Here is a 23,594-nt window from a genome sequence, read left to right on the forward strand (position 1 = left end):
TCCCAACACCTTAATTTTAATACATTATACTCGGATAAGTAAATAATCTTCTATTTCTAGCAAAAAATAGCTCTTAGATAAAATAGAAAACGGTAGCGCGTTTGCTACCGTTTTTTCCGACTGTAAACTGAAGGATTCAATGTTACAAACGTAAATCCTTTCTTTTATACATTTCTTTTGCCGCTGTGAGACAAAAAACAATGAGCACTAGACCAATCACCCATTCTTCTAAAAGGATGCCATCTGTCATGAGCTTTTGTGTTTTAATCCAGTCCATAGGCGATACATAATATAAGAAACTTAAAGCCTCCACGACTGTACTTATGATGCCTAAAATAAACGAGCCGAACACGATGGCTATCACTACGCCCGTCGCACCTTTACTATTTTTTAAACATACGGATAATAGGAAGCCGACCGCCATAAATACAAGACCCACATATAGGATGGCACTATAAAAAGCCCCTACTTCCTTGATACTTTCGACATAATCATAGTCGCTAAAAGACAGATAACCAATGACCGTTATGAGCCAAAGAACGATGAGCATAGCTACGTAAGAAACGATATGAGCCAGTGCCTTTTGTGTAAATATTGCGCTTCGGGAAATCGGCTTACTATATAAAAATTCAATCGTCCCATCCGTTTCTTCTTTCACTAAAAACAGGACTGCGGATTGGCAGACATACACCATGATCGCTAACGCTAAATATTGTAGCACGTAACCAAAGTAGTTCGTGATGATTGTAAAGTCTGTGAGTTCCGCCAACCCAAACGCCTCTAGTAATTTCGGGTCTAAGCCTTCCATTTTCGCCCCTGCCAGTTCCTTCATCGACTCTGTTTGCATCGAAGGGAAAAAGGCAAGCAGCAAAAATATAATGCTACTGAGGACAGCCGTCCATATGAACGTACTCTTCCATGTGTTTCTTAATTCTAATTGAAATACCTTCATTGCCCTGCCTCCTTTTCATACAGATGCATAAAGCGGTCTTCTAAACTTTCATGTTCAATTGTAAAATCATCGCATGCTACTTGTTGTAATAATGAAAGCAGTACTAAATGATTCTCCCCTTCATAGCGGTACACTCGTTTCTCGTCCTTCTGCTCGATCAGCCTCATATCTTGATCTAGCATTTCTTTGCCGCCCCAAGTGGTAATGATTTTTCTTGGATGACCCATTTCTTTTAAATCGGTGATAGCAACAATTTTTCCTTGTTTAATAAAACCAACCCGGTCACAATATTCTTGCACATCACTCAGATTATGACTGGAAAGTAAGATGGCAACGCCCTTTTCGGCTTGCTGTTTTAGTTCTACAAATAACCGTTTTTGAATAATTGGATCAAGCCCATTCGTTGGCTCATCTAAAATTAATATGCTTGGTTTTACAGCCAGCGCACAGACAATCGCCACTTTTTTCTTATTGCCCGTTGAAAGCTCATCAAATTTTTTCGTTTGATCTAAGTCAAACAGCTCACAAAGTCTCGCTGTTTCTTCCATATACGCTTGATCGTAAAAACCATTGCTTACCTTGATTAAATCCTGAACGGTCATATTTCCGTAAAACCGTACATCGCTTGGTACATAGCCTGTGAATCTTTTAATCTCGTTACTTTCCTTTACAATATCCTTCCCTCTAATCGTCGCATGGCCCCCAGTTGGAAAGATAAAATTTAATAGCATGCGGATTGTCGTCGATTTACCCGCGCCATTTGGTCCCACAAACCCGAAAATCTCCCCCTCCTGTACAGAAAACGTCACATCTTCAACTGCCTGATTTTTCCCATAACACTTTTTTAACTGACGGATTTGAATCGCATCCATACACAATCCCCCTTCGTTATTTCTTCATGATTTCTTTATATTTAACGAGTGCATCATTTAAATCTTTCGTCTCTTTTTGCAAACGCCAATCTAATGCAAGCCAGTAGAAGAAAAATGAAATGGTGATCATGCTATAAAAAATATATCGATACCATTCCGTATAATGACTAAACCAGCCAAAACCTTCTGAAAAACCGACCATGATAAAAAATGCCCAAACACTCCATAACAAAATTCGTGAAAAAGATACGTCTTTCTTATACAGTAATAATCCCTCACCCATTCCAATTAACCAACAGGCCGTAAAAATTTGCATCGCTGTCCAAAAGTCTAGTGTTGTGGCGTTTTCAGGTTCTAAGACGCCAAATACGAGATAGAAAAAAACAAACGCTAAAAAGTAAATGCCTACCGTTGTTTTAATATCAAACATGAAGAGATAAAAATCTTGCCATTTTTTATTGTTCATCTGCTATTCCTCCTCTTTTAATGCTCCAGACCGAGACGACTTTTAAATGCACGTGCATAATGCCTAGATACAACTAGACGGTCGCCACTTTCTAGCGTAATTTCTATGCGGCTATTCATAATACTCTTCAATTTTTTGATATGATGCAGATTGACTAACTGCGATTTCCCAATGCGCACTAAGCCCATATGCGAATACATCGTCTCCAAATTGTAGAGAGATTCCTGTGACTGACATACAGCATCTTCTGTATACACAAATATTTTGTTATCCACAGCCTCAACAAAAAATATTTCATTTGGCTGCAGAAAAATCATTTCTCCTTCTCTATTTACTATTAGCTTATTTACAGATTCTTCAATAAGTTGTAGCAACGCTTCAATTTCTTCATCAAGCTGTTGACATTTTATAATTATTTCATTTTCCCCTTCCGAAACAATGTCAATAGTTACCTTCATGTCAACACCTCCTGTCAGTTATTTAAGTACAGTGTAAATTAAGGAAATCGTTCTCACAATATCATAAGGTCTAAGCTGCATCATAGGGGTGGTTAAGTTGCATTCGTCTTTTTCGTGAGTTTGCTTATGGATATATAGAATAGCATGTGTTGATTTCCGCTACGGTAAAAGCAAGTACTTTTTACTCTTTTCAAAGCAATCCTTTCTTTCTATGAAAGTGTTTCTAACAGAAAAAAACGGTAGCGCACTTGCTACCGTTCTTGTTATGAAATGGCTTTTTTCTGTTGTTTGATTTTTAATTTTTCGAGCATATCAATCGTCATTTTGGCTAAGTCGTATTGGGTTGTAAAGCCCCATTCTTCGCGGGCTGCGGTGGAGTCAATGGTATTAGGCCAGCTATCGGCAATCGCTTGACGTACTGGATCTACCTTGTAGCTCAATGTAAAATGAGGGATGTGCTTTTGAATTTCTGCTGCGAGCTCACTTGGCTCAACGCTCATCGCTGAAATATTGAACGCATTGCGATGCACAAGCTTACTACCGTCTGCTTCCATTAAATCGATAATGGCCTGTAGTGCATCGGGCATATACATCATATCCATATACGTCCCTTGCGCAATATACGATTGATACTGCCCTTCTTCAATGGCTTTATAATAAATTTCTACCGCATAATCCGTCGTGCCACCCCCAGGAGGCGTCACGTAAGAAATGAGCCCAGGAAAACGGACACCGCGTGTATCAAGGTTGTATTTCTGATGGTAATAGTCACACAATAACTCACCAGCCACTTTGTTGATACCATACATCGTTGTCGGACGTTGCAATGTATTTTGTGGTGTATTGTTCTTTTGCGTAGTTGGACCAAATGCGCCAATGGAGCTTGGCGTAAAGAACTGCATGTTTAACTCGCGGGCTACTTCTAACGCATTTACTAAGCCCCCCATATTTAAGTTCCATGCAAGTAACGGATTTTTCTCAGCCGTCGCAGAAAGTAAAGCTGCCATATGAATCATCGTATCTGCACGGAATTCTTTTGCCAGCTTATGCATACACTTATCATCCATAACATCCAATACTTCAAATGGTTCTATACTATCGGTCGTGTTACGGATATCTGTTGCCAGTACAGCGTCCACTCCGTAAATCTCACGTAACTTCACGACTAATTCTGACCCAATTTGACCGAGAGCACCTGTTACAATCATTCTTTTCATCTGTTTGTTCCCTCCTCTGATGCAAAACATTTTTACACGTCAAAAATACTCCACGCTTCATTTATCGTATAAGTCTAAAAAAGAATTCATAATGAGCAAATTCACAAACATTATTACCATTTGAGTAACCGTTGCTTTCCGCTCCAGCACTCGCTTTCCACGGGCGAGATCAAGCCTCCTCGTCGCTCATGCTTCGCTCCTGCGGGGTCTTGATTGTCTCGCTTTTCCCGTAGGAGTCTCGTGCCTCCGCTACAAGCAACTATTATTCCATAAAGTAATTGGTGGCTTAAAAATAATAAAAGACCCTCATTGGCGGTAATAGTAGCTAGGCGAGTTATACGTACAAACGGAAAGAAAATGATTCCTTTTAGTGAAGGGAAATACTTGTTTAGAATATTAAGAAGCACTCACCTTTGCCGTAGCGCGCCATAGCCACAGGAGCCGTAACAGGAGATCCAAACAGGCCCCGCCTGTTTTAGCTCCTGTGTAGGCTGTGGCAAAGCGCGGAGGCTATGGTACATACCTTTTATTGTTTAATTGGTGTTTTTAGGATGCGTTTTTACTCATAACGAGAAAGAACTTTAAAATAGCTTCTTTTAAGACACTTCTTTGCGGATTTCCATTAAGCGTATACTTTCCTATTTGCAAAAAAATAATCCATTCACGAGGAATGGATTATTTTTTCTTGCAATTTTAATGTGATCGTTATTGTTGTGCCTATATCTTCTATACTCTCAAGCTGGAAGGTAGACTGTTGTAATAATTTTAGCTTTTCAAAGGGATTTAACAAGCCGAGGCGTTGACTCTGTCCGTTCACTAGTTGTGCTTGCTTTTCAATGGACATGCCTGCTCCATTATCCGCAATGATAATTTTCACTAAATCTCCATCTCGTTGAAGTGAAATTTTCAGTTCCGCATTTTCATGTTTATTTTTCAATCCGTGATGAATCGCATTTTCAACTAATGGCTGCAATGTCATTACGGGAATTTTAAATGATACCGTTTCATCAATGTCCATTACGACACGCAAATGCTCAAAACGAATCTGTTCAATCGCTAAATAGGCTTCAATTAACTCCAGCTCTTCTTCAATCGGTACAATGCTCTGTTGCTTTTGATAATCCAGTTTCGCACGAAAATAAATCGCTAAATACTCCAACGCTTCACGCATTTTTTCTGGATTAACATAGCTCAACCCTATAATAGAGTTCAATGTATTGTATAAGAAATGTGGTGTAATTTGTGCATGATAATGATTTAATTCTTGCTGAATGGAGCGCTTTACGGCTTCCCGCATATTCAGTAATGACGAAACATGGGAAAGTAACTCTTTTTGAACAACGGATTTACGAATAATGGCGTTAATCCCTTCCTCAAATAATTGTGTCATATGGCCAATTCGATCATTTTGTGAGAGCAAAATAATCGGTAACTCTACTGAATTGTACAGTTCGCGCACTTTTTTCGTCACTGTTAACACAAACTTATCGGGCATATTGACATCAGCAATGACTAAATCTACACGATTGTTCAATAAAACACTTAGCGTATCCTCACCGTTATTGTATGCATATACATTATAACCGTGACGGGAGAGCATCTTCATCACGTTAAATAATTGCTCTGTATCTTGATCAATGACCATAATCGTCTCTGCTCGTTCCCCTTCCACATACAGTGGATACGTCATATAGTGTTGCTCACCTAACGATGGGGGTGGTACGAATAGCGTATTGGATGCGTCTCCTGCTTTCCGTAGTAAAAGTGTGACCGTTGTCCCTACACCCAATTGCGATGAAATCTCAACATGACCGTCCATTAGCTGCATATATTGTTTAACAATGCTTAATCCGAGCCCCATCCCTTGCTTCATGTGATTGGGCTCTACTTGATAGAATGTATCAAAAATCTTTACTAAATGCTTTTCCTCCATTCCAATGCCCGTATCTGCTACTTCAATCGCGATTTGTCCATGCTTTTCATAGGCACGTATTGTAATGGTCCCTCGCTCTGTATAATGAATCGCGTTATGTATGACGTTTAATAATACTTGCCTTAAACGCTTATCATCTGCCCATACAGATGGGACACTGCTTGGGATTTCATTTCGAATGACGACCTCATCCGAATTTTTCACTAAAAAGGTCAGCTCGTCGATTAATTCCGTAAAACTTCGAAGTGCTACAGGCTTTACTGAAAAACGGATATTATCCTTTTGAGCTGCCTCATAAATCGTTTGAAACATATGGCTTATCTTATTAATTGTCGTATGAATGGAGAAGGCAAGCTGTTGCTGCTCCACTTTTAATGGGCCTGCCTGTCCTTCTAGTAACTCCTTGGATTTTGCATAAATTTGTGTGAATGGCTCATGCATTTCAGACGTTACTTTTACAAGCAATTCATCTTTTAATTCGTTTTGTACGAATAACTCTCGTGTGAGTCGCTGTGCTTTGCGATACCCTTTTTCATAGCGATAGCTCACAAACAGTGTAAGTACGATATTCGTGATGAGCAGTGTAATGAGCGACCAGCTACCCATATCGACCTCAAAGAAAAATTCAATGACGATTGTACTAAAATAACAAACACATGAAATAAACACGAGCAATAAATAACTTGCTTCCGCTTTCTCCTTTTGTGCCACCCGTACTAATAAATAAAGCGTATAGCCAAACCCTAAAGCTACTCCGATAACTAACAATAATTGTGTCACCACTTCTGGCAATAGGGCAAACAAAACATCACGTAGCTTTGTCGGAAGCATCAGCGTCATAAGAACCGTCAGCATAAATGAAAACAGGGCATAAACAAATGATGTTCTAGCATATTGCGGAAATATTTTAGACACAAATAACAATAAAAAGCTGGTTGCTAAATAAAGCGATGAGAATTGGCAAAACCAAAGTGCATTTAATGGTAAATCCGGTACATACACCAATAATAACCGTTCGTTTTGTGTCGAACTATAGAAGCCGATTGCAAGACAATACAGGGCAAAATACATTTCATTTGTCCAACGACCGCGTTGCAACATAATAAATAGAAAAATAAAACTAATGACAATATAAGTAGTTACAATCGCACTCTCTATCAGTTGTGAGCGCTGTATAAAATTTTCAATTGCTTCATCCGTTCCGATCGTTACCGATTTGACAATCCCAGGATTCATAAAGAAATTATGAGCCACTTGAATGACAATATCTAGCTTTCCATCGTTACTTTCACCAAATACACTAAATTTTTTCTCATAAAACTCAAATTCATTCGGGTCAAATGTCGGGTTTCCTACCCCCCCCACTTCTTTTCCATTGATAAATACTTTACTCGCATGACGTATGTAGTGAAAGCGCAAACCATAAACGCCATCCTTAGGAACGCTTACGGTCAGATGATATGTTCCAGCACTAGTACCATTTCGCTCTTCTACATTCGTCCAATTACTTGGCACATACATCGTCGTAAAATGATTATGTAATTCATTCGGGGTTAATAATTCATTCGGATAAAAACGCCAATAGCCATCTAAATTGGTCGTCTTCCCTGCCAGTATCGAATTCGTAATATCCACTTGACCGTCTTGAATAATATTGATACTATTTTTCGATAAAAATCGGCTATCAATATAAATGAACATCGTTATAACAATTAATATGAATGAAAATAGTATGATACTAGATCGTTTCATTTCGTAGCCCTATTCGCCCTTTCGAAAAATTCTTTCTATTATGTATAATAACAGTAGTATTTAAGTTTTGGTGGTGACTATTATGATTTCTGCTATTTTGGTAGATGATGAACAACTTGCCTTAGCACTTCTGCAGCATAAACTAGCTGACTTCCCTGAAGTGACAGTTCAACAGGCATTTTTAAATACGCAATTTTCATTGGAAGTATTGAAGGATTTACCTGTGAACGTTGCTTTTTTAGATATCGAGATGGGCAAAATTAATGGTATTGATTTAGCAGAAATGATTCAAACCGCATATCCGCACATCCATATTGTATTTGTCACAGCACATGCAGAATATGCCGTTCAAGCATTTGAGGTCAATTCCATTGATTACTTGCTAAAGCCCGTGACGACAACGCGGCTGAAAAAAAACATTGCTCGGCTGAAAACCATTGTGCCAGAGCAACTAATAGAACAAACGCAAACGACACACTTGAAGATTGAATGTTTACATGAATTTCAAGTATTTTCAAACGATGAGCTCATTGCCTTTAAAACTGCCAAAGTAAAAGAGCTCTTTGCTTACTTTATAATGCATCAAAATACACCCGTGCAGCGTGATATTTTAATTGAAACATTATGGCCTGAACAAGACTATAAAAAATCAAAAATCAATTTGCACACTTGTTTATCACACTTACGCAAGTTTTTGGCAGGGGTTGGCTTTACAGAGTGCATTTCGCTCGTCAATAAAAGCTATGTATTTACACTAGAACATCTCGTCTCCGATTTCTCAGTACTAGGGAACTTGCTATCTTCAGTCGACACTATCCATGCCGATAACCTACACATCGTCGATGAATGTCTAGCGCTTTATAAAGGGCATTTATTTGAAGTGGATCACTTTGAATGGGCAGGGCACTTCACACAACAATGGATGAATGACATGCTACATCTATTAAACAAAGCGATCGACTACTGTATTGTGCATGACAAGGAGAAAGCACTCGTTTATATGGAACGGAAGCTACAATTTGAACCGTATGATGATGTTACTGTCCTTACTTACATGCAGCTCTATATTGAACTCGGTCAACGTGTGGAAGCTGTCAAACTATACAATACGTATAAGGAGACGCTCGAAAAAGAGCTCGACCTCAAACCTTCTGAAGAACTAACCAACTTGTATGAATCCATTAAGGTAGCTCGTTAATACGAGCTCTTTTTATATTTGTGGCAAACCGTCTGTATTTTTATCTGTTAGTTTCATCTGTTTATTGCGACACATCGCAACATGTGCGACATACATCAACATCTCTTCTGTCAGCCCTTGATTGGGATAATGTGCGACACCGATACTAAGCGACAGCCGAATTGACTGCCCATCGATGCAGAATGGCGTTAGAAATACACGATGAAGGCTCGTCATTAAGCCATTTACATGTGCCGGCCGATCAATGAGCAGCATAAACTCATCTGCATATTTCCGAAAAACACATTGTTCATTTTTCGTTACAGTGACCAGTCTACGTGCACTCTCCTTTAGTACTGCATTTCCAACCTGGCAACCATATGTTTCATTCATTTCTGTAAACAAATCGATATTTAAACAAATGACACTAAACGTGGACTGTGGCTCTGTCATTTTTTTCTGTAATGTTTGCTGCATTTTATCAATCGTATAAACCCCTGTGATGTCATCACGGTACGATTTATTGTCTAATGGGGCAATCTGTTCGTTTTGTCCTTGATGTCTAGCATTTATCGCCTTTGTACTTTGTATCTTATTTGGAAACATATGCACGCACCTTTCTATCATTCTTATATTTTATAATAGCCGATTCTGCTTAAATTCCACTTAAAAATTTCCTTATAAAGGGTTAATAACCAAAAGTCGCGGTTACCTTATATACATGGCACACTCTACTCCGAGCGGATGCTTTCCGCGGGCATGGCTTCAGTCTCCTCGTCGTTCGTCCCTCAGTGCTCCTGTCGCTGCGCTTTCGTCGCAAATAAATTTCCTGCGGGGCCTTCAGCTCGGGGCAACATGATGTTGCTCACAAAGGCGTTGCCACAGGACGTGGCGACTTTAGCCTTTGCTCACTTCCCCTCGCTGGAGTCACCGCTCTCCGTTCCGTGTGCTACCTACTTTTACATAAATTGTTTGCTATAAAAATAATTTTGCTATAAGTCGAACACAGATTATGATGGAAAACGACCATACTGAGGTAGTTTATGCGTAATATGTTTAAACTGAAAGAAAATAATTGCTTCTACTAAGAAAAATAATTTCCTAGAATATAGAGAAGTATTCATTTTTGCCGTAGCATACTATTGTCATAGAAACCAAGCTTTAGTTCACAACGGAAACGTGCTGTGGTGAAGTGTAAAGGTTACAATGCTTATTTTATTTAACACTTTTTACTATTTTTGTACTTTTTATTAATTTCTAATTTATGGAATAAAGCGTTTGTTGATTGAAGTGGAGGCTGGGCGACTCCTGGGGGATTAGCGTCCTAGATGAGACCCTGGACTGAGCGTAGCGAGGGAAGCGGCTCATCGGACGCCCCCCGGAAAGCGCCCAGCTGGAACGGAAATCAACTCTAAGTTACGGTGATGAGCCTTATAAAGTAAAAGAGCGTGTCCCGAAAGTGAAAACTTTCAGAACACACCCTTGTCTTTTATCCTTTTACAACTGTTTCATATAATTCTGGACGGCGATCATCATAGACAGGGATGCGTCCACGTACTTCATCGACGATGGAGAAATCGACATCGATGATCGCTAATTCTTCATCGGCTGCCCCTGTCCAGAGCACTTCTCCCCACGGCTGAATGACCATGGACTGCCCATTAAAGTTTTCTACCTTATTGGCAATACGGTTCACTGCAATGACAAAGCACTGATTTTCAATGGCACGTGCTTGCAGTAAGGTTTTCCAATGATCGATACGTGGTGTTGGCCATTGTGCTGGTACAAATAATACTTTTGCGCCCGCTAATGCATGACTACGTAGCCACTCTGGGAAGCGAATATCGTAACAGATGACACCTGCTGCTTCCAGGTCACCGAGTGCAAAGCGATTCATGTCTGAACCTGCTTCCAAATATAAATGCTCATCCATTAAACGGAATAAATGGGCCTTAGAATACTCGCCTACAAGCTCACCGTCTTGATTGACCGTATACATCGTATTGTAAAACTTGTTGTCGCATTTTACAGAAACAGAGCCACCGACAATATGTACACGAAGCTCTTTCGCTAAGCTCGTTAAAAAGGCTTTTGTCCGTTCTCCGTTCACATCTGCTAGGTCCGCTAATTTTTCAAGTGCATAGCCTGTATTCCACATTTCAGGTAACACGATGACTTCAGCACCTTTGCTCGCTGCTTCGCGAATAAACTGCTCGGCCCGCGCATAATTCTCCTCTACTTTGCCAAATGCTACATTTAATTGAATACATCCGATTTTCATCATTCCTACACCGCCTATAGACTTTTTCTCATAAATATCATAACATGATTTGTATAATTTTTATTATATTCTGAAAAAACAGGTGATTTATAGATGGAATTTTCAAAGAAACTACAACAGCTACCCCCGCAATTTTTTGCTGCACTTGCGAGTAGAGTAGCCCAAGCAATCGCAGACGGACGAGACATTATTAACTTAGGACAAGGGAATCCAGACCAGCCAACGCCGCTACATATTATTGAAGCATTGCAACAATCGGCTGAAAACCCACTCACACATAAGTATTCCCCGTTCCGCGGCATACCTGAGCTACGTCAAGCAGCAGCTGACTTTTACGGGCGAGAATACGGTGTCAAGATTGACCCCAATACAGAGGTAGCCATTTTAGGTGGGACGAAAATTGGACTCGTGGAACTCCCACTCGCGATGTTAAACTCGGGCGACTATATGTTACTACCCGACCCAGGGTATCCAGATTACTTATCTGGGGTGGCATTAGCGGATGTGCAGTTTGATACGATGCCACTCACGGCTGCAAATGATTTCTTACCGGATTATAATGCACTGTCAGATGAAGTGAAAAGCCGCGCGAAATTAATGTATATTAATTACCCAAACAACCCGACAGGCGGGGTGGCAGACCAGGCATTTTTCGAAAAAACAGTCGCATTCGCTCGCGAAAACAACGTGATGGTGGCACATGATTTTGCTTACGGAGCAATCGGTTTTGATGGCGTGAAGCCGGCAAGCTTTTTACAAGCAGCAGGTGCCAAAGAAGTAGGCATCGAGCTTTATACATTATCAAAATCTTATAATATGGCAGGATGGCGCGTTGGTTTTGCCGTAGGAAATGCGAAAATGATTGAAGCCATTAATATCATTCAAGATCACCTATTTTGTAGCCTCTTCCCTGCCGTACAACATGCAGCAGCAGAAGCACTATTAGCAGAGCAAGACTGTGTGGAGGCATTACGGGCTACATACGAAAGCCGTCGCAACGTATTAATCGAAGAAGCGCGCCGCATCGGCTGGGACGTAACGGCACCAAAAGGTTCATTCTTTGCATGGCTACCGGTACCAGAAGGATTCACTAGCCAACAATTTACCGATTTATTGCTCGACCAAGCCGATGTTGCGGTCGCATCCGGTAACGGCTTTGGGGAATACGGTGAAGGCTATGTACGTGTCGGTCTACTCGTTTCGGAAGAACGAATGAAAGAAGCGATTGTCCGCGTGGAAAAATTAGGGTTGTTTAAAATTCCTGCTCACTAGTGGATTTTTCTGAATTCCTAGGTTTACTTGCCTAATTCAATAATTTACTTGCGAAAACCGTTCCTCAGCAGAGAAACGGTTTCTTTCTTTACCCAATGACTCCTAGCTCACGACCGACTTTTTCATAAATCGCTAGCGCATCATCTAGCATTCCTTTTGTATGGGTAGCGATTGGCATATTGCGGACACGCCCTGTTCCTTTTGGGACGGTTGGAAATACGATTGATTTCGCATAGACGCCTTCTTCAAATAAGCGCTTTGAAAAAGTTTGTGTTAGTTTCTCGTCACCGATGATACAAGGGGTAATCGGTGTTTCAGAATGCCCGATATTAAAGCCAAGCTGCTGTAAACCTTTCTTTAAATAATCACCGTTTTCCCATAGCTGATCGTGTAGCGCTGTCGATTCCATTAACATTTCTACCGCACGCGTAATCGCTGCCACATCCCCTGGTGGTAACGCTGTGGAAAATAAAAACGGACGGGAACGCACCTTTAACCAATCAATCAAGTTTTTCTTCCCCGCTACATATCCCCCCACAACACCAATGGCCTTTGATAATGTACCAATTTGGAAATCGATGTCCTGCTGCAGACCGAAATGCTTGACCGTTCCAGCTCCCTTCCCCGTTACACCTGAACCATGTGCATCATCGACGTATGTGATGCAATCAAATTCTTTTGCGATGTCTACGATTTCCGGTAGTTTAGCTAGATCGCCGTCCATCGAAAATACACCATCTGTGATAATCATGATTTTCTTGTAAAGACCGGATGCCTTTGCCTCTTTTGCTTTGGCACGCAGGTCATCCATATCCGAATGATTGTAGGCAATAATTTTTGCTTTCGACAAGCGACAGCCGTCAATAATCGAAGCATGGTTTAATTGGTCGGAAAGAATGGCGTCATGTTTATCTATAACAGCCGAAATCGCCGCCATATTACAGTTAAACCCAGATTGATAGCTGATTGCTGCTTCTGTTCCTTTGAATTTCGCGAGTGTCTCTTCTAATTTCACGTGTAAATCGAGCGTGCCGTTAATCGTCCGAACAGCCCCTGCCCCAACCCCGTATTGTTCAATTGTGCGCTGTGCAATTTGTTTTAAGTGTTCATTTGTTGCAAGACCGAGATAATTGTTGGACGATAAGTTAATTAAGCTTTTACCGCGCACTTGAATGACTGGACCGTTCGCACCTTCTACGGGATCAATTTCATTGTACAACCCTTGCTCACGTAGCGCCTCCAAGTTTTCCTCTAAAAATTGTTGTAACACGTTTGACAAAGCTCCCCACCCTTTCCCTTTTCAGATGATTAACATTTTAGCATACTCCCAATATTGTGGATGAGATGCAAAGTTATACACATTTCTTATATTTACTCACATTCTCCTGTTGATTATTCAGAAAATTTGTGCATAAGTAGTATGTGAATCCGATTTCATTCAAAAAAGAGCTGTGGATAACTACTTATCCACAGCTACTTCGTCAAGTATATGGTGCAATCTTTTTCTGAAATAATGAAGACTCGGCTGAATAATATACCCCGTTCCTAACGCTAAAATAACCGTCCCTGCTCCTACAGGACCGCCCAGTAGCCACCCTACAGATGCTGCGAGTACTTCCATCACCATGCGTCCCACACGGACTGAAACACCGAAATTCTCCACTAAAATCATCATGACAGTATCACGTGGTCCGGCTCCAAGCTCAGCGGAAATATATAATCCACAACCAATGCTTAACACAAAAAAACCTGCTATAAAATAAATGAATTGAAACACAAACAGATTTGCTTCTGGTAGCAACCAGTTAAACACATCAATAAAAGAACCGATTAGCAACATATTGAGCCACGTTGCCATTTTAGGCCATGCTTTTAAATAAATCGATGTACATACTACGATAAATAACCCTGTTAAAATCGACCATGAACCAATCGTGAGACCGATTTGCTTAAATAAACCAATATGTAATACGTCCCAAGGGCTCGTGCCGATGCTACTTCCTTTAATCGTTAGCGTAATCCCTAGTGACATGACAATGAGACCCGTAAAGAAAAAGCCCCATCGCCACTTAAATTGTTTTGACATGATGTACCTGCTTTCTATAAATGGATATTGCACGGTGGTTTTGACCGGATAGCTCTGGGTTTTGACTGCTTACTGCTCTACAACGTGCGCAAATGTTGCTTTTGTCACACGTGCTAAATCAGCAGGAGCGAGCTTCATTTGCATACCGATTTTTCCTGCGCTGACAATCATAAACGCCAGCTGTTCGGCAGATGCATCAATAAATGTCGGGAATAATCTCTTCATGCCCACTGGTGAACAACCGCCCCGCACATAGCCTGTTAAACCAAGTAAATCTTTTACTGCCAGCATCTCAATCTTTTTCTCACCTGCTACTTTAGCTGCCTGCTTTAAGTTCAGTTCAGCCGCAACAGGTACAACAAACACATAGTACCGATTGCCTCCTGCTGTAGCGATTAATGTTTTAAACACATGGTCAATTGGTTGCCCAATTTTAGTCGCCACTGTGACGCCATCCACTGCTTGCCCATCTTCTGCTGTATATTCTAATAATTCATGTGGAATTTTTTGTTGTTCGATGAAACGTACTGCATTTGTTTTCGTCACCTTTTTTGCCACACATATCCCCTCTTTCTCCTATTATTATATCGCAAAACAAAAAAGCATAGATGCCTCTATGCTTTGAAAAACATAGCTTATGCTGTTTGGGAGAATGTCGGCTCATTTAAAGAACGATAGCCGTTTTTTACCATCGCGATATGGTTTGAATAATTCATACTGGCCTTTTTAAAAGTCCGGTTGTATAACAAGCTGTCGAGCTCGCGACCCGTTAATAGTGTGCCTTGCGACGCATCTCGCTCGTCGAAAGGATGCATAAAGCGCGCTGGTATTTCGACGCTTGTATCCACATCTGCAAAAGGTTCCGTTTCCTCTTCGTCGAATGGACGAGCAATCGCTGCACGTGTTTGCTCGATTTGCGCTGTGGCACTTGCCGCTACACGCAAATCTTGTGGAGATGGTTCAGCTGGTGCTAGTGCTGCCGCTCTTACCTTCTCTAAAATGGTTAGCGTTTCCTCTTGCATACTAATTGGAACTTCGCCACCATCGATATATGGCTTGTACTCTGACCCATCTGTGTACGTTATCGGTCCCGTTACACGATGATCCATTGACTGATGTGCCATACCTTCTGTTTCCGTCCGTTCAAGCTTTTGCTCGTTACTTGCAGATGCTTCAAACTCCCTCGCCGCTTGATCAGCTGCATGCAATTCTTTTTCTGTTTTACCAGAAAGTAAGTTTTCTAATACTTCAAGCATCTCATTTTTAGGCGACTGATATTGGGCATTCTTTTTGTAGGCATCGCCCATTTCACGCCGCTGTATGGCCCGCTTACGCTGTTCTAAATCAAAACTCGTTCCCGTCATTAATTGAGCAATCTTCATATTTCTCCCCCCATTCCTTTATCAATTGAGTCGTATCGATTCAATAAATTAAATTATTAAAAAATATTTTACTAAATTTTCACAAAAACTCAATATTTCATCGTTAAAATAAAACGAAAGACCGATGATGAGGTGTACCAATGAAATCTACAAAAGTACCGAAAAAAGATAATTTTTTATCCTACAGAAAATATATTCTCGAACGCCGTAAAAATTACTTTACATATACACAACAAGTAAATGCATTACAAACCATTTTAGAACATAAAGCACTCAATACGTACTTCCAACCAATTTTAGACGTACAAGAAGGCAAAACATTTGGGTTCGAGGCACTCAATCGACCTGCTCTCCAAACATCCTTTGCAACAACGGATGCATTTTACGAATTTATCGGAGAGTCGAACAATGTATTTGCCTTTGAATGTTTATGTCGCAACTTGTCATTGCAACGTTTTCATGAACGAGCGCCGCAGCATTTTAAACAGCAACAACCAGTGTTATTTTTAAATATCCATCCCCATGTATTGTTGGATGCCAACTATCATAGCGGTGAAACGAGACAACTGTTAAAGCAATTCGGCTTATCACCAGAGCAAGTTGTGTTTGAGTTGACAGAACGTAGCGCTGTGACAGACTTCCAAGAATTTTCACGGGTACTCCATCATTATCGGCAGCAAGGATATCGCATTGCCATTGATGATGTCGGTTCAGGTTACAACAGTTTAAAAACACTCATTTATTTAAAGCCAGAATTTATTAAAATTGACCGTTCGCTCATTCAATATATTGATCAGCAACAACCACAACAACATTTGCTTGAAATCTTATTGAATTATGCCAAGCAAGTCGATACAAAAGTCATTGCAGAAGGAGTTGAACGGGTGGAGGAGCTTCACTACTTACAAACAGTAGGTGTGCATTATGCACAAGGGTACGCAATTGGTAAACCCGCTGAACAATTACACAAAGTACATGTATAGGAGAAGGATATGAGCATTGAAAATATCATACAGACTGTTCCTTGCATCGATGAGTATACAAAAAGTAAAAAGGTAGATCAATTATTCGTTGAAGATCCTACATTACGAGGGATTGTTGTGCTTCGTGAAGAAAAACCGATTGGGCACATTTCGCGCACACATTTTTACGAAAAAATTGGTACGAAATATGGCTATAACTTATATATGGGGCGAGAATGTCGCTTATTATATAAATCTTCCCCGCTTATTGTGGATTATGCGATGCCGATTACGGACATCAGCCAACTGGCGATGAAACGAGAAGAGCCAGACTTATACGACGATATTATTGTGACAAAAGAACAATGTTTTAAGGGCGTCGTGAGTATTCGCGCATTACTGTTAAAGTTAGCGGAAACACAAGTGAGAATCGCCAGCTTTATGAATCCGCTCAGCCACTTACCAGGCAATCATGTCATCGAACAAAAAATGCAAGAGTTGCTCGATCTACCCAATTACAGTTTAATTTATTTCGATTTAGATCACTTCAAAAAATACAATGATTTATATGGGTTTAAAAAAGGCGATAAAATGCTCCTTTATTTAACGGATATTTTAAAGCACTTCATCAATATGCCGAATATGTTTTTAGGGCATATCGGTGGGGATGATTTTGTCGCGATTGTCCCGCATTACGATGTAGGACCACTTTGTAGCCGTATTATTGAAGCATTTGATCAGAACATTCGTAAATTTTATGATGATTTTCATCTCCATCAAAACTTGCTTGTCCCTGGACGAAACGGGGAGCTCGAACCGTTTACTGTCTCTTCATTGTCCGTTGCGGTTGTGACCAATGAGTACAAACAATACGATTCCATCGAGCAGCTTGCGACAACCGCTGCGCTCGTAAAAAAACATTGCAAAAAAATAAAAGGTAGTTGCTACTTGATTAATGAACCCATTTATAGCTAGCATACACCTAAAAAAGGATGCGCATCTCACATTGAATGCGCATCCTTTTCGCTTATTTATTAACACTTCTTAGTCAAATTTCAGTCCCTTTAACGCTTCAGCGAGGGCATTGTTGACAGGCTCTTCTTGATTTTGCTGCTTCAAATATTTTTGGACACTGCGCTTATCCACTTTGCCGCCGCCTTCTTTTTTACGGCGTGCTTCAAATGCAGATAATTTTTCGCGGTACCCACATTTACACACAAAAATTTGCCCTTCGCCTTCCCCGCGTAACTCCAGCTTTTTCTTACATTGCGGACAGCGCGCATTTGTCACACGTGAAACATTTTTACGGTGTCCACATTCGCGTTATTGGAAGATATACCTAAATCATATGAGAAACCAGCATCAATTAATAAAGTTTTTTCATAATTATTGTATAATATCCAAAATACAAAACCAATTATTATTCCAATCTGTTTAAAATAAGTATAAGTAAAAAGCATGTGCTATATTAAACACAAGGAAGTACGAAAGGATGTTATGTATGGCTAAAAGTTTAGTATTAGCAGAAAAACCTTCAGTAGCACGCGATATCGCGAATGTGCTGAAATGTCATAAAAAAGGAAACGGTTACCTTGAAGGAGATAAATATATTGTTACTTGGGCTTTAGGTCACTTAGTAACTTTAGCTGATCCAGAGAGTTATGACGAGAAATATAAGAAGTGGAATCTAGAAGATTTACCAATGCTGCCAGAGCGTTTGAAGTTAACTACAATCAAGCAAACGAGTAAACAATATAATGCTGTAAAGTCGCAGTTAACACGCAACGATGTGAATGAAATTATCATTGCAACGGATGCTGGTCGTGAAGGTGAATTAGTAGCTCGTTGGATTATCGATCGTGCGAAAGTAAATAAACCAATTAAACGTTTATGGATTTCATCTGTTACGGATAAAGCCATCAAAGAAGGTTTTGCAAATTTAAAACCTGGTAAAAATTACGATAATCTGTATCATGCAGCTGTTGCACGTAGCGAAGCAGACTGGTACTTAGGTTTAAATTCGAGTCGCGCACTATCCACAAAATATAATGCCCAATTAAATACAGGTCGAGTGCAAACTCCCGTAGTAGCAATGGTCGCAGCACGTGAAGATGAAATTAAACATTTCAAACCACAAACATATTATGGAATTGAAGCTCAAACAAAAGAGCTGAAATTAACATGGCAAGATGCAAATGGGAATTCTCGTAGTTTCAATAAAGAAAAAATCGATGCGATTGTCAATTCTTTAGGAAAAAAAGATGCAAAGGTTATTGATATTGAGCGTAAACCAAAGAAATCCTATGCTCCAGGTTTATATGACTTAACAGAATTACAACGCGATGCGAATAAAATGTTCGGCTATTCAGCAAAGGAAACGTTAAATATCATGCAAAAACTGTATGAATCACATAAAGTGCTGACATATCCTCGTACAGATTCGAGATATTTATCTTCAGACATCGTTGGCACCCTTCCAGAGCGTTTAAAAGCGTGTGGTGTGGGCGAATATCGTTCGTTAGCGAATAAGGTACTTACAAAGCCAATTAAAGCGAATAAATCATTTGTAGATGACAGCAAGGTATCAGATCACCATGCGATTATTCCTACAGAGGAATATGTGAACTTCTCTGCATTTACTGATAAAGAGCGTAAAATTTATGATTTAGTTGTGAAGCGCTTCTTAGCGGTATTATTCCCAGCACATGAATTTGAGCAATTAACAGTACAAGCTCAAATCGGCAATGAAAAATTTGTTGCTCGTGGTAAAACTGTCTTACATGCTGGTTGGAAAGAAGTTTATTCGAATCGTTTTGACGATGAAGAATCAAACGAAGACGTGAAGGAACAATTATTACCTCGCCTTGAAAAAGGGCAAGTATTAAAAACAAACTTAATCGTTCAAACATCAGGTCAAACCAAACCACCTGCACGTTTCACAGAGGCTACCCTACTATCGGCTATGGAAAATCCTACGAAGTATATGGATACACAAAACAAGCAACTTGCAGATACGTTAAAATCGACTGGTGGACTTGGCACGGTTGCAACACGTGCAGACATCATCGAGAAGCTATTTAATTCATTCCTAATCGAAAAACGTGGAAAAGACATTCATATTACTTCTAAAGGACGTCAGCTTTTAGATTTAGTACCAAATGAATTAAAATCCCCTACTACAACAGCTGAGTGGGAACAAAAATTAGAGTTAATTGCTAAAGGCAAACTGAAAAAAGAAACATTCATTAATGAAATGAAGCAGCATACAAAAGAGATTGTTGCTGATATTAAAAATAGTGATAAGAAATTCAAACACGATAATATTTCAACGAAGTCTTGTCCTGATTGTGGTAAACCAATGCTTGAGGTAAACGGTAAAAAAGGCAAAATGCTTGTATGCCAAGATCGTGAATGTGGACACCGTAAAAACGTTGCACGTGTTACAAACGCACGCTGTCCTCAATGTAAGAAAAAGCTAGAACTACGTGGTGAAGGCGATGGACAAATTTTCGTATGTAAATGTGGCTATCGTGAGAAATTATCTGCTTTTGAAGCTCGTCGTAAAAAGGAAGGCGGCGGTAAGGTTGATAAGCGGAGTGTACAGAAATTCATGAAAGAACAACAAAAAGAAGCTGAGCCGATTAATAATGCGTTTGCGGATTTGTTGAAGGATATGAAGTTTGATTAAAATTAAATAAAATCATATGCACGTAACAGAGCTACTAGACTCAGCTTTTTTACGTGCATAAAAATTTAATTTCCCTCCCTAATCTAATACTACATTAGCATTTTTTTGTTCAATTATTTTCTATTAAACTTCTCAGAAACATTCTACATTTATGCAATCTTATGTATTATTTTTATTCGTAAATTTTTAGCTATCAAAACGATATATAAATTTATATAATACTACACAAAATTAGTTATTATAAATATCCGTGGCTAATTTGGATAAGGGTCTTTTATGAAAATTATCCTCATTTAAATAATACCCAAATATGGTATTAATCATTTCTTCTTTATTGCTAAATAATCTGTTGAAATCTCTATATAATTCTTCAATTTTTGTCGCTGTATATATTGTTTTCTTTTTTAATATTTCTTGAACTATGTCTTTGTGACACCCATACAATTCACGAAGCCCTAATACTTCTATGTTGTTTTCAAATTCACTGTTTTCGGATATAAGTCTTATTTCAAAAGCAGATAGATTGGTAAGAAAATCTATTGAATTAATCAGATAGTCAAATTTATAATTTAAATTGCTATCTATGGTATTGTCATAGGGTGAATATCCAATAATTTTATTACTTTTAACGTGATTACAACTTGGACAACAAGGAATTAAGTTATAAAAAGACATTGATAAAAACGGATATTTATCTTTACTAAAAAAATGATCTATGTGACTAGTTCTTCTAGCCTGACCGTTTTTGTATTTAATGTTATTTATAAAATTTCTATTACAATAAGGACACACAATAATATCTAGCCCTTCAATGAGTTTACTAGCATTGTATTTAGTACCTTTTAACCCCACTGTAGATTGAGAAAAATACCTTTCAAAGAGTACGTCTTTAATATAATTAGTAATTTTTGAAGGTTGAGTATTAGTATATTCTTCTTTTATTAATTTTAATTGTGCGAAATCTGCCAAAATAACTTCTTCAAAAGTACGACCTTTTCCATTGTTTAAAAACCAATTATTTATATCTTCAAATTTAAATTTTAAGCGGGGATGATTTAAATGAATCTTAATTGCTTCAAAATGCATTTTAGATAAATATTTCAAATTTCCACTTTTAATAGCAATCATTATATTCTCCCTTATAGTAAGTATTTATTTTTTGTTTGAACGCTGATTCATAATGCTACGCAATTTATTTTTTATTAAAGGTTCTCCTATTATACTAATAAAATACTCAATTTTTGCTTCTTCATCTTTTGTTAACTCTTTAGGACTTATTATTAATTCAATTACTTCATTAATTTTATTTTTTGCATACTCACCAAGCGTACTTGATATGAAAAATTCTTCGGAAAGTAAACTATGAATATTATTTGCAAATGTTTTTCCAAGTTGTGCGATATAACAATCCCCTGATATTTCTTCTTTTTCAAGAGCAATTACATTTTCAGCAGGTAAATCTGAAATTATAAATGGTGAATGCGTTGATAAAATTATTTGAAATGATTGATATTCAGTGTCAATTGTATTTAAAAATTTTATAAGTTCGTTTAAAAGAATTCTACTCCATTCTGGGTGCATAAAATTATCAGGTTCATCTAACAATAAAATTACATGTTTAGGTTGGCTTAATATATTTTGTGTTAATCCATGGTGTAATGCACTAAATAAAGAAATCAATGCTTCTTCTCCAGAACTAAGAGAACTGTATGAAATTGAAAAAACTTTAACAAAAGATTGAATATACCCATCCAGCTTAGATATTAAATTTAACAAATGTAAAAGTTCAATTACATTTTTATCAGCTTGAGTGTAAGTCGGTATTAATATTTTATCTTCGGAAAAATATGATTCTTCAAATTCCTTTATTATTTTGATATATTTTCTAAAACATAACATTACTTCTTTATCATTAAAATAAGGGTCTTTTTGTTTTTTATACTCTAGCAGTATTGAGATGATTTTCAAGCAATATTCTGTATAAGATTCTTCTACTATATTAAATTTGTGCTCTAAATTCTTAATTTCATTAGGATCATCAAATACCCAACTTGATACACTTTGACAAATTGAATATACAAGCTTATTTATATAATGTTCTTTGGGCTTAAAAGGACTTTCATTTTCCTTCCCAATAATCCTCAACCCGCTATTAAAATTTTTTTTCAAATCTAGTTTAAACTTAGAATCAAATTGTATATCCAGCTGAATAATTAGATGATTTTTTTGATTGACAAATTTAAATATATTAAAATTTAAATCTTCTTTATTTTTAACATTATTATTAAAATCAATTAACATCTTATATTTAGCCAGATGTCCCGTATATTGTGGAGTTAAATAACATCTATTAAAAAATACTGTGTACTCCGAATCCAATTCAAAAGAACTACTTCCAGCGGCTATTTCTCTGTTAAAATCACTTCTATAACTAAAAAGTATATTGCTATTATGAATTTCCTCATTATGTTGTAAAAAACTTAAACAATAGAATTGCAGATTTTCATATTTAAATATAATGCTATATGTATCTGATACAAAACCTAATTTTTCAACATCTCTTAATAATGGTTTAATATACGAGAAATCATTACCTTCAACAACAAATAAATCATTTTGATAATGATAAATTAAAAAATAATCAACATCTTTTTGTTGATTTATTCTAACTCGCTCATCCCTTCTAACTCCTAATAAATTTAATATATTTGTTTTGCCTGATCCATTCTTTCCTATAATTGCAGTAACATTTTTTATTTTTTCGTTTTCCTCAAAAATATGAAATTCATGGTTTAATTTTTTTATACTTAAATATTTATTCTCCCCATCATCATGGAAGTTGACATCAAAGTTTGGGGAAAAATTATAGCCAATATCCTTTAAATTTTTATATTCCTTTGACCATAAATAGATTAATTCCATTCAACTCACCCTCTCTAAATTGAAATTATATACTAGTTTTATTTTTTTTGGATATTACATTTTAAATGTATATACTTTAAAAAACGCTGATTTTACAAAAAAACTGGAATTATACCCAAACAAAAATGGGCGAAATTCATACAACCTAGATAAAATCTAGATTAACAAATTCCG

General features: G+C 38.1%; 19 protein-coding genes and 1 pseudogene. 5 read left to right on the forward strand and 15 right to left on the reverse strand.

Features of this window, described 5'->3' with window-relative positions:
• Positions 1-142: 142 nt before the first annotated feature.
• The 6 genes from AAGS61_RS04480 to AAGS61_RS04505 all read right to left on the reverse strand — a co-directional run bounded on the left by AAGS61_RS04480 (position 143) and on the right by AAGS61_RS04505 (position 7,650).
• A complete protein-coding gene (locus AAGS61_RS04480; protein WP_391367909.1) occupies positions 143-952 on the reverse strand; it encodes an ABC transporter permease subunit in 810 nt (269 codons plus the stop codon).
• Positions 949-1,824 (reverse strand): ABC transporter ATP-binding protein, encoded by an 876-nt coding sequence (locus AAGS61_RS04485; protein ID WP_391367912.1) that lies wholly within the window; start codon positions 1,822-1,824, stop codon positions 949-951. The genes AAGS61_RS04480 and AAGS61_RS04485 overlap by 4 nt, the downstream gene beginning before the upstream one ends.
• 16 nt (positions 1,825-1,840) lie before the next feature.
• Positions 1,841-2,290 (reverse strand): hypothetical protein, encoded by a 450-nt coding sequence (locus tag AAGS61_RS04490; RefSeq protein ID WP_391367914.1) that lies wholly within the window; start codon positions 2,288-2,290, stop codon positions 1,841-1,843.
• Positions 2,291-2,307: 17 nt separating this feature from the next.
• Entirely contained in the window at positions 2,308-2,748 is a 441-nt protein-coding gene (locus tag AAGS61_RS04495) for a LytTR family DNA-binding domain-containing protein (protein ID WP_391367917.1), read from the reverse strand.
• Positions 2,749-3,011: 263 nt separating this feature from the next.
• Positions 3,012-3,965, reverse strand: a complete 954-nt coding sequence (locus AAGS61_RS04500; RefSeq protein ID WP_391367920.1) for an L-threonine 3-dehydrogenase — start codon at positions 3,963-3,965, stop codon at positions 3,012-3,014.
• 661 nt (positions 3,966-4,626) lie between these two features.
• Entirely contained in the window at positions 4,627-7,650 is a 3,024-nt protein-coding gene (locus AAGS61_RS04505; RefSeq protein WP_391367923.1) for a hybrid sensor histidine kinase/response regulator, read from the reverse strand.
• Between the two features lie 82 nt (positions 7,651-7,732).
• Here AAGS61_RS04505 and AAGS61_RS04510 point away from each other — a divergent pair, with 82 nt between their 5' ends.
• A complete protein-coding gene (locus tag AAGS61_RS04510) occupies positions 7,733-8,848 on the forward strand; it encodes a response regulator (RefSeq protein WP_391367925.1) in 1,116 nt (371 codons plus the stop codon).
• 12 nt (positions 8,849-8,860) lie between these two features.
• Here AAGS61_RS04510 and AAGS61_RS04515 read toward each other — a convergent pair whose 3' ends face one another.
• Both AAGS61_RS04515 and AAGS61_RS04520 read right to left on the reverse strand, forming a co-directional pair.
• Entirely contained in the window at positions 8,861-9,433 is a 573-nt protein-coding gene (locus AAGS61_RS04515) for a GGDEF domain-containing protein (RefSeq protein ID WP_391367928.1), read from the reverse strand.
• An 883-nt stretch (positions 9,434-10,316) separates the two neighbouring features.
• Positions 10,317-11,108 carry a carbon-nitrogen family hydrolase gene (locus AAGS61_RS04520; protein WP_391368333.1) on the reverse strand — a complete coding sequence of 264 codons (792 nt, stop codon included), beginning with the start codon at positions 11,106-11,108 and terminating at the stop codon, positions 10,317-10,319.
• A gap of 93 nt (positions 11,109-11,201) precedes the next feature.
• On the opposite strand from AAGS61_RS04520, the gene AAGS61_RS04525 reads away from it, so the two are divergent.
• A complete protein-coding gene (locus tag AAGS61_RS04525) occupies positions 11,202-12,380 on the forward strand; it encodes a pyridoxal phosphate-dependent aminotransferase (RefSeq protein ID WP_391367931.1) in 1,179 nt (392 codons plus the stop codon).
• Positions 12,381-12,468: 88 nt separating this feature from the next.
• On the opposite strand, the gene AAGS61_RS04530 is transcribed toward AAGS61_RS04525, so the two are convergent.
• From AAGS61_RS04530 to AAGS61_RS04545, 4 genes are all read right to left on the reverse strand, one after another.
• Positions 12,469-13,659 (reverse strand): glycine C-acetyltransferase, encoded by a 1,191-nt coding sequence (locus tag AAGS61_RS04530; RefSeq protein ID WP_391367933.1) that lies wholly within the window; start codon positions 13,657-13,659, stop codon positions 12,469-12,471.
• Between the two features lie 180 nt (positions 13,660-13,839).
• A complete protein-coding gene (locus AAGS61_RS04535; protein WP_391367935.1) occupies positions 13,840-14,466 on the reverse strand; it encodes a YczE/YyaS/YitT family protein in 627 nt (208 codons plus the stop codon).
• A gap of 69 nt (positions 14,467-14,535) precedes the next feature.
• Positions 14,536-15,024, reverse strand: coding sequence for a Cys-tRNA(Pro) deacylase (gene ybaK / locus AAGS61_RS04540; RefSeq protein WP_391367937.1), 489 nt, complete (start codon positions 15,022-15,024; stop codon positions 14,536-14,538).
• Positions 15,025-15,101: 77 nt separating this feature from the next.
• On the reverse strand, positions 15,102-15,848 hold the full coding sequence (locus tag AAGS61_RS04545) for a putative metalloprotease CJM1_0395 family protein (RefSeq protein WP_391367940.1): 747 nt from the start codon (positions 15,846-15,848) through the stop codon (positions 15,102-15,104).
• A gap of 140 nt (positions 15,849-15,988) precedes the next feature.
• Here AAGS61_RS04545 and AAGS61_RS04550 point away from each other — a divergent pair, with 140 nt between their 5' ends.
• Together AAGS61_RS04550 and AAGS61_RS04555 are read left to right on the forward strand one after the other, a co-directional pair.
• Entirely contained in the window at positions 15,989-16,831 is an 843-nt protein-coding gene (locus AAGS61_RS04550; RefSeq protein WP_391367943.1) for an EAL domain-containing protein, read from the forward strand.
• A 9-nt stretch (positions 16,832-16,840) separates the two neighbouring features.
• The gene (locus AAGS61_RS04555) at positions 16,841-17,785 is read left to right on the forward strand and encodes a GGDEF domain-containing protein (RefSeq protein WP_391367946.1); all 945 of its coding nucleotides are present in this window, start codon (positions 16,841-16,843) and stop codon (positions 17,783-17,785) included.
• A gap of 69 nt (positions 17,786-17,854) precedes the next feature.
• On the opposite strand, the pseudogene AAGS61_RS04560 reads toward AAGS61_RS04555, so the two are convergent.
• Positions 17,855-18,133: pseudogene (locus AAGS61_RS04560) on the reverse strand (DNA topoisomerase III); the annotation flags it as partial.
• Positions 18,134-18,311: 178 nt separating this feature from the next.
• On the opposite strand from AAGS61_RS04560, the gene AAGS61_RS04565 reads away from it, so the two are divergent.
• Entirely contained in the window at positions 18,312-20,498 is a 2,187-nt protein-coding gene (locus tag AAGS61_RS04565) for a DNA topoisomerase III (protein WP_391367949.1), read from the forward strand.
• Between the two features lie 231 nt (positions 20,499-20,729).
• Here AAGS61_RS04565 and AAGS61_RS04570 read toward each other — a convergent pair whose 3' ends face one another.
• On the reverse strand, positions 20,730-21,626 hold the full coding sequence (locus tag AAGS61_RS04570) for an HNH endonuclease (protein ID WP_391367951.1): 897 nt from the start codon (positions 21,624-21,626) through the stop codon (positions 20,730-20,732).
• A gap of 24 nt (positions 21,627-21,650) precedes the next feature.
• On the reverse strand, positions 21,651-23,420 hold the full coding sequence (locus AAGS61_RS04575) for an AAA family ATPase (protein ID WP_391367954.1): 1,770 nt from the start codon (positions 23,418-23,420) through the stop codon (positions 21,651-21,653).
• Positions 23,421-23,594 lie beyond the last annotated feature (174 nt).

Source organism: Lysinibacillus sp. KU-BSD001 (assembly GCF_042920265.1).
GTDB lineage: Bacteria > Bacillota > Bacilli > Bacillales_A > Planococcaceae > Lysinibacillus_B.

What these genes read in the sequence shown, in the direction of transcription:
- AAGS61_RS04480 (WP_391367909.1), bottom strand. Translation starts at nt 952, where the DNA reads ATGAAGGTATTTCAATTAGAATTAAGAAACACATGGAAGAGTACGTTC.
- AAGS61_RS04485 (WP_391367912.1), bottom strand. Translation starts at nt 1,824, where the DNA reads ATGGATGCGATTCAAATCCGTCAGTTAAAAAAGTGTTATGGGAAAAAT.
- AAGS61_RS04490 (WP_391367914.1), bottom strand. Translation starts at nt 2,290, where the DNA reads ATGAACAATAAAAAATGGCAAGATTTTTATCTCTTCATGTTTGATATT.
- AAGS61_RS04495 (WP_391367917.1), bottom strand. Translation starts at nt 2,748, where the DNA reads ATGAAGGTAACTATTGACATTGTTTCGGAAGGGGAAAATGAAATAATT.
- AAGS61_RS04500 (WP_391367920.1), bottom strand. Translation starts at nt 3,965, where the DNA reads ATGAAAAGAATGATTGTAACAGGTGCTCTCGGTCAAATTGGGTCAGAA.
- AAGS61_RS04505 (WP_391367923.1), bottom strand. Translation starts at nt 7,650, where the DNA reads ATGAAACGATCTAGTATCATACTATTTTCATTCATATTAATTGTTATA.
- AAGS61_RS04510 (WP_391367925.1), top strand. Translation starts at nt 7,733, where the DNA reads ATGATTTCTGCTATTTTGGTAGATGATGAACAACTTGCCTTAGCACTT.
- AAGS61_RS04515 (WP_391367928.1), bottom strand. Translation starts at nt 9,433, where the DNA reads ATGTTTCCAAATAAGATACAAAGTACAAAGGCGATAAATGCTAGACAT.
- AAGS61_RS04520 (WP_391368333.1), bottom strand. Translation starts at nt 11,108, where the DNA reads ATGAAAATCGGATGTATTCAATTAAATGTAGCATTTGGCAAAGTAGAG.
- AAGS61_RS04525 (WP_391367931.1), top strand. Translation starts at nt 11,202, where the DNA reads ATGGAATTTTCAAAGAAACTACAACAGCTACCCCCGCAATTTTTTGCT.
- AAGS61_RS04535 (WP_391367935.1), bottom strand. Translation starts at nt 14,466, where the DNA reads ATGTCAAAACAATTTAAGTGGCGATGGGGCTTTTTCTTTACGGGTCTC.
- AAGS61_RS04545 (WP_391367940.1), bottom strand. Translation starts at nt 15,848, where the DNA reads ATGAAGATTGCTCAATTAATGACGGGAACGAGTTTTGATTTAGAACAG.
- AAGS61_RS04550 (WP_391367943.1), top strand. Translation starts at nt 15,989, where the DNA reads ATGAAATCTACAAAAGTACCGAAAAAAGATAATTTTTTATCCTACAGA.
- AAGS61_RS04555 (WP_391367946.1), top strand. Translation starts at nt 16,841, where the DNA reads ATGAGCATTGAAAATATCATACAGACTGTTCCTTGCATCGATGAGTAT.
- AAGS61_RS04565 (WP_391367949.1), top strand. Translation starts at nt 18,312, where the DNA reads ATGGCTAAAAGTTTAGTATTAGCAGAAAAACCTTCAGTAGCACGCGAT.
- AAGS61_RS04570 (WP_391367951.1), bottom strand. Translation starts at nt 21,626, where the DNA reads ATGATTGCTATTAAAAGTGGAAATTTGAAATATTTATCTAAAATGCAT.
- AAGS61_RS04575 (WP_391367954.1), bottom strand. Translation starts at nt 23,420, where the DNA reads ATGGAATTAATCTATTTATGGTCAAAGGAATATAAAAATTTAAAGGAT.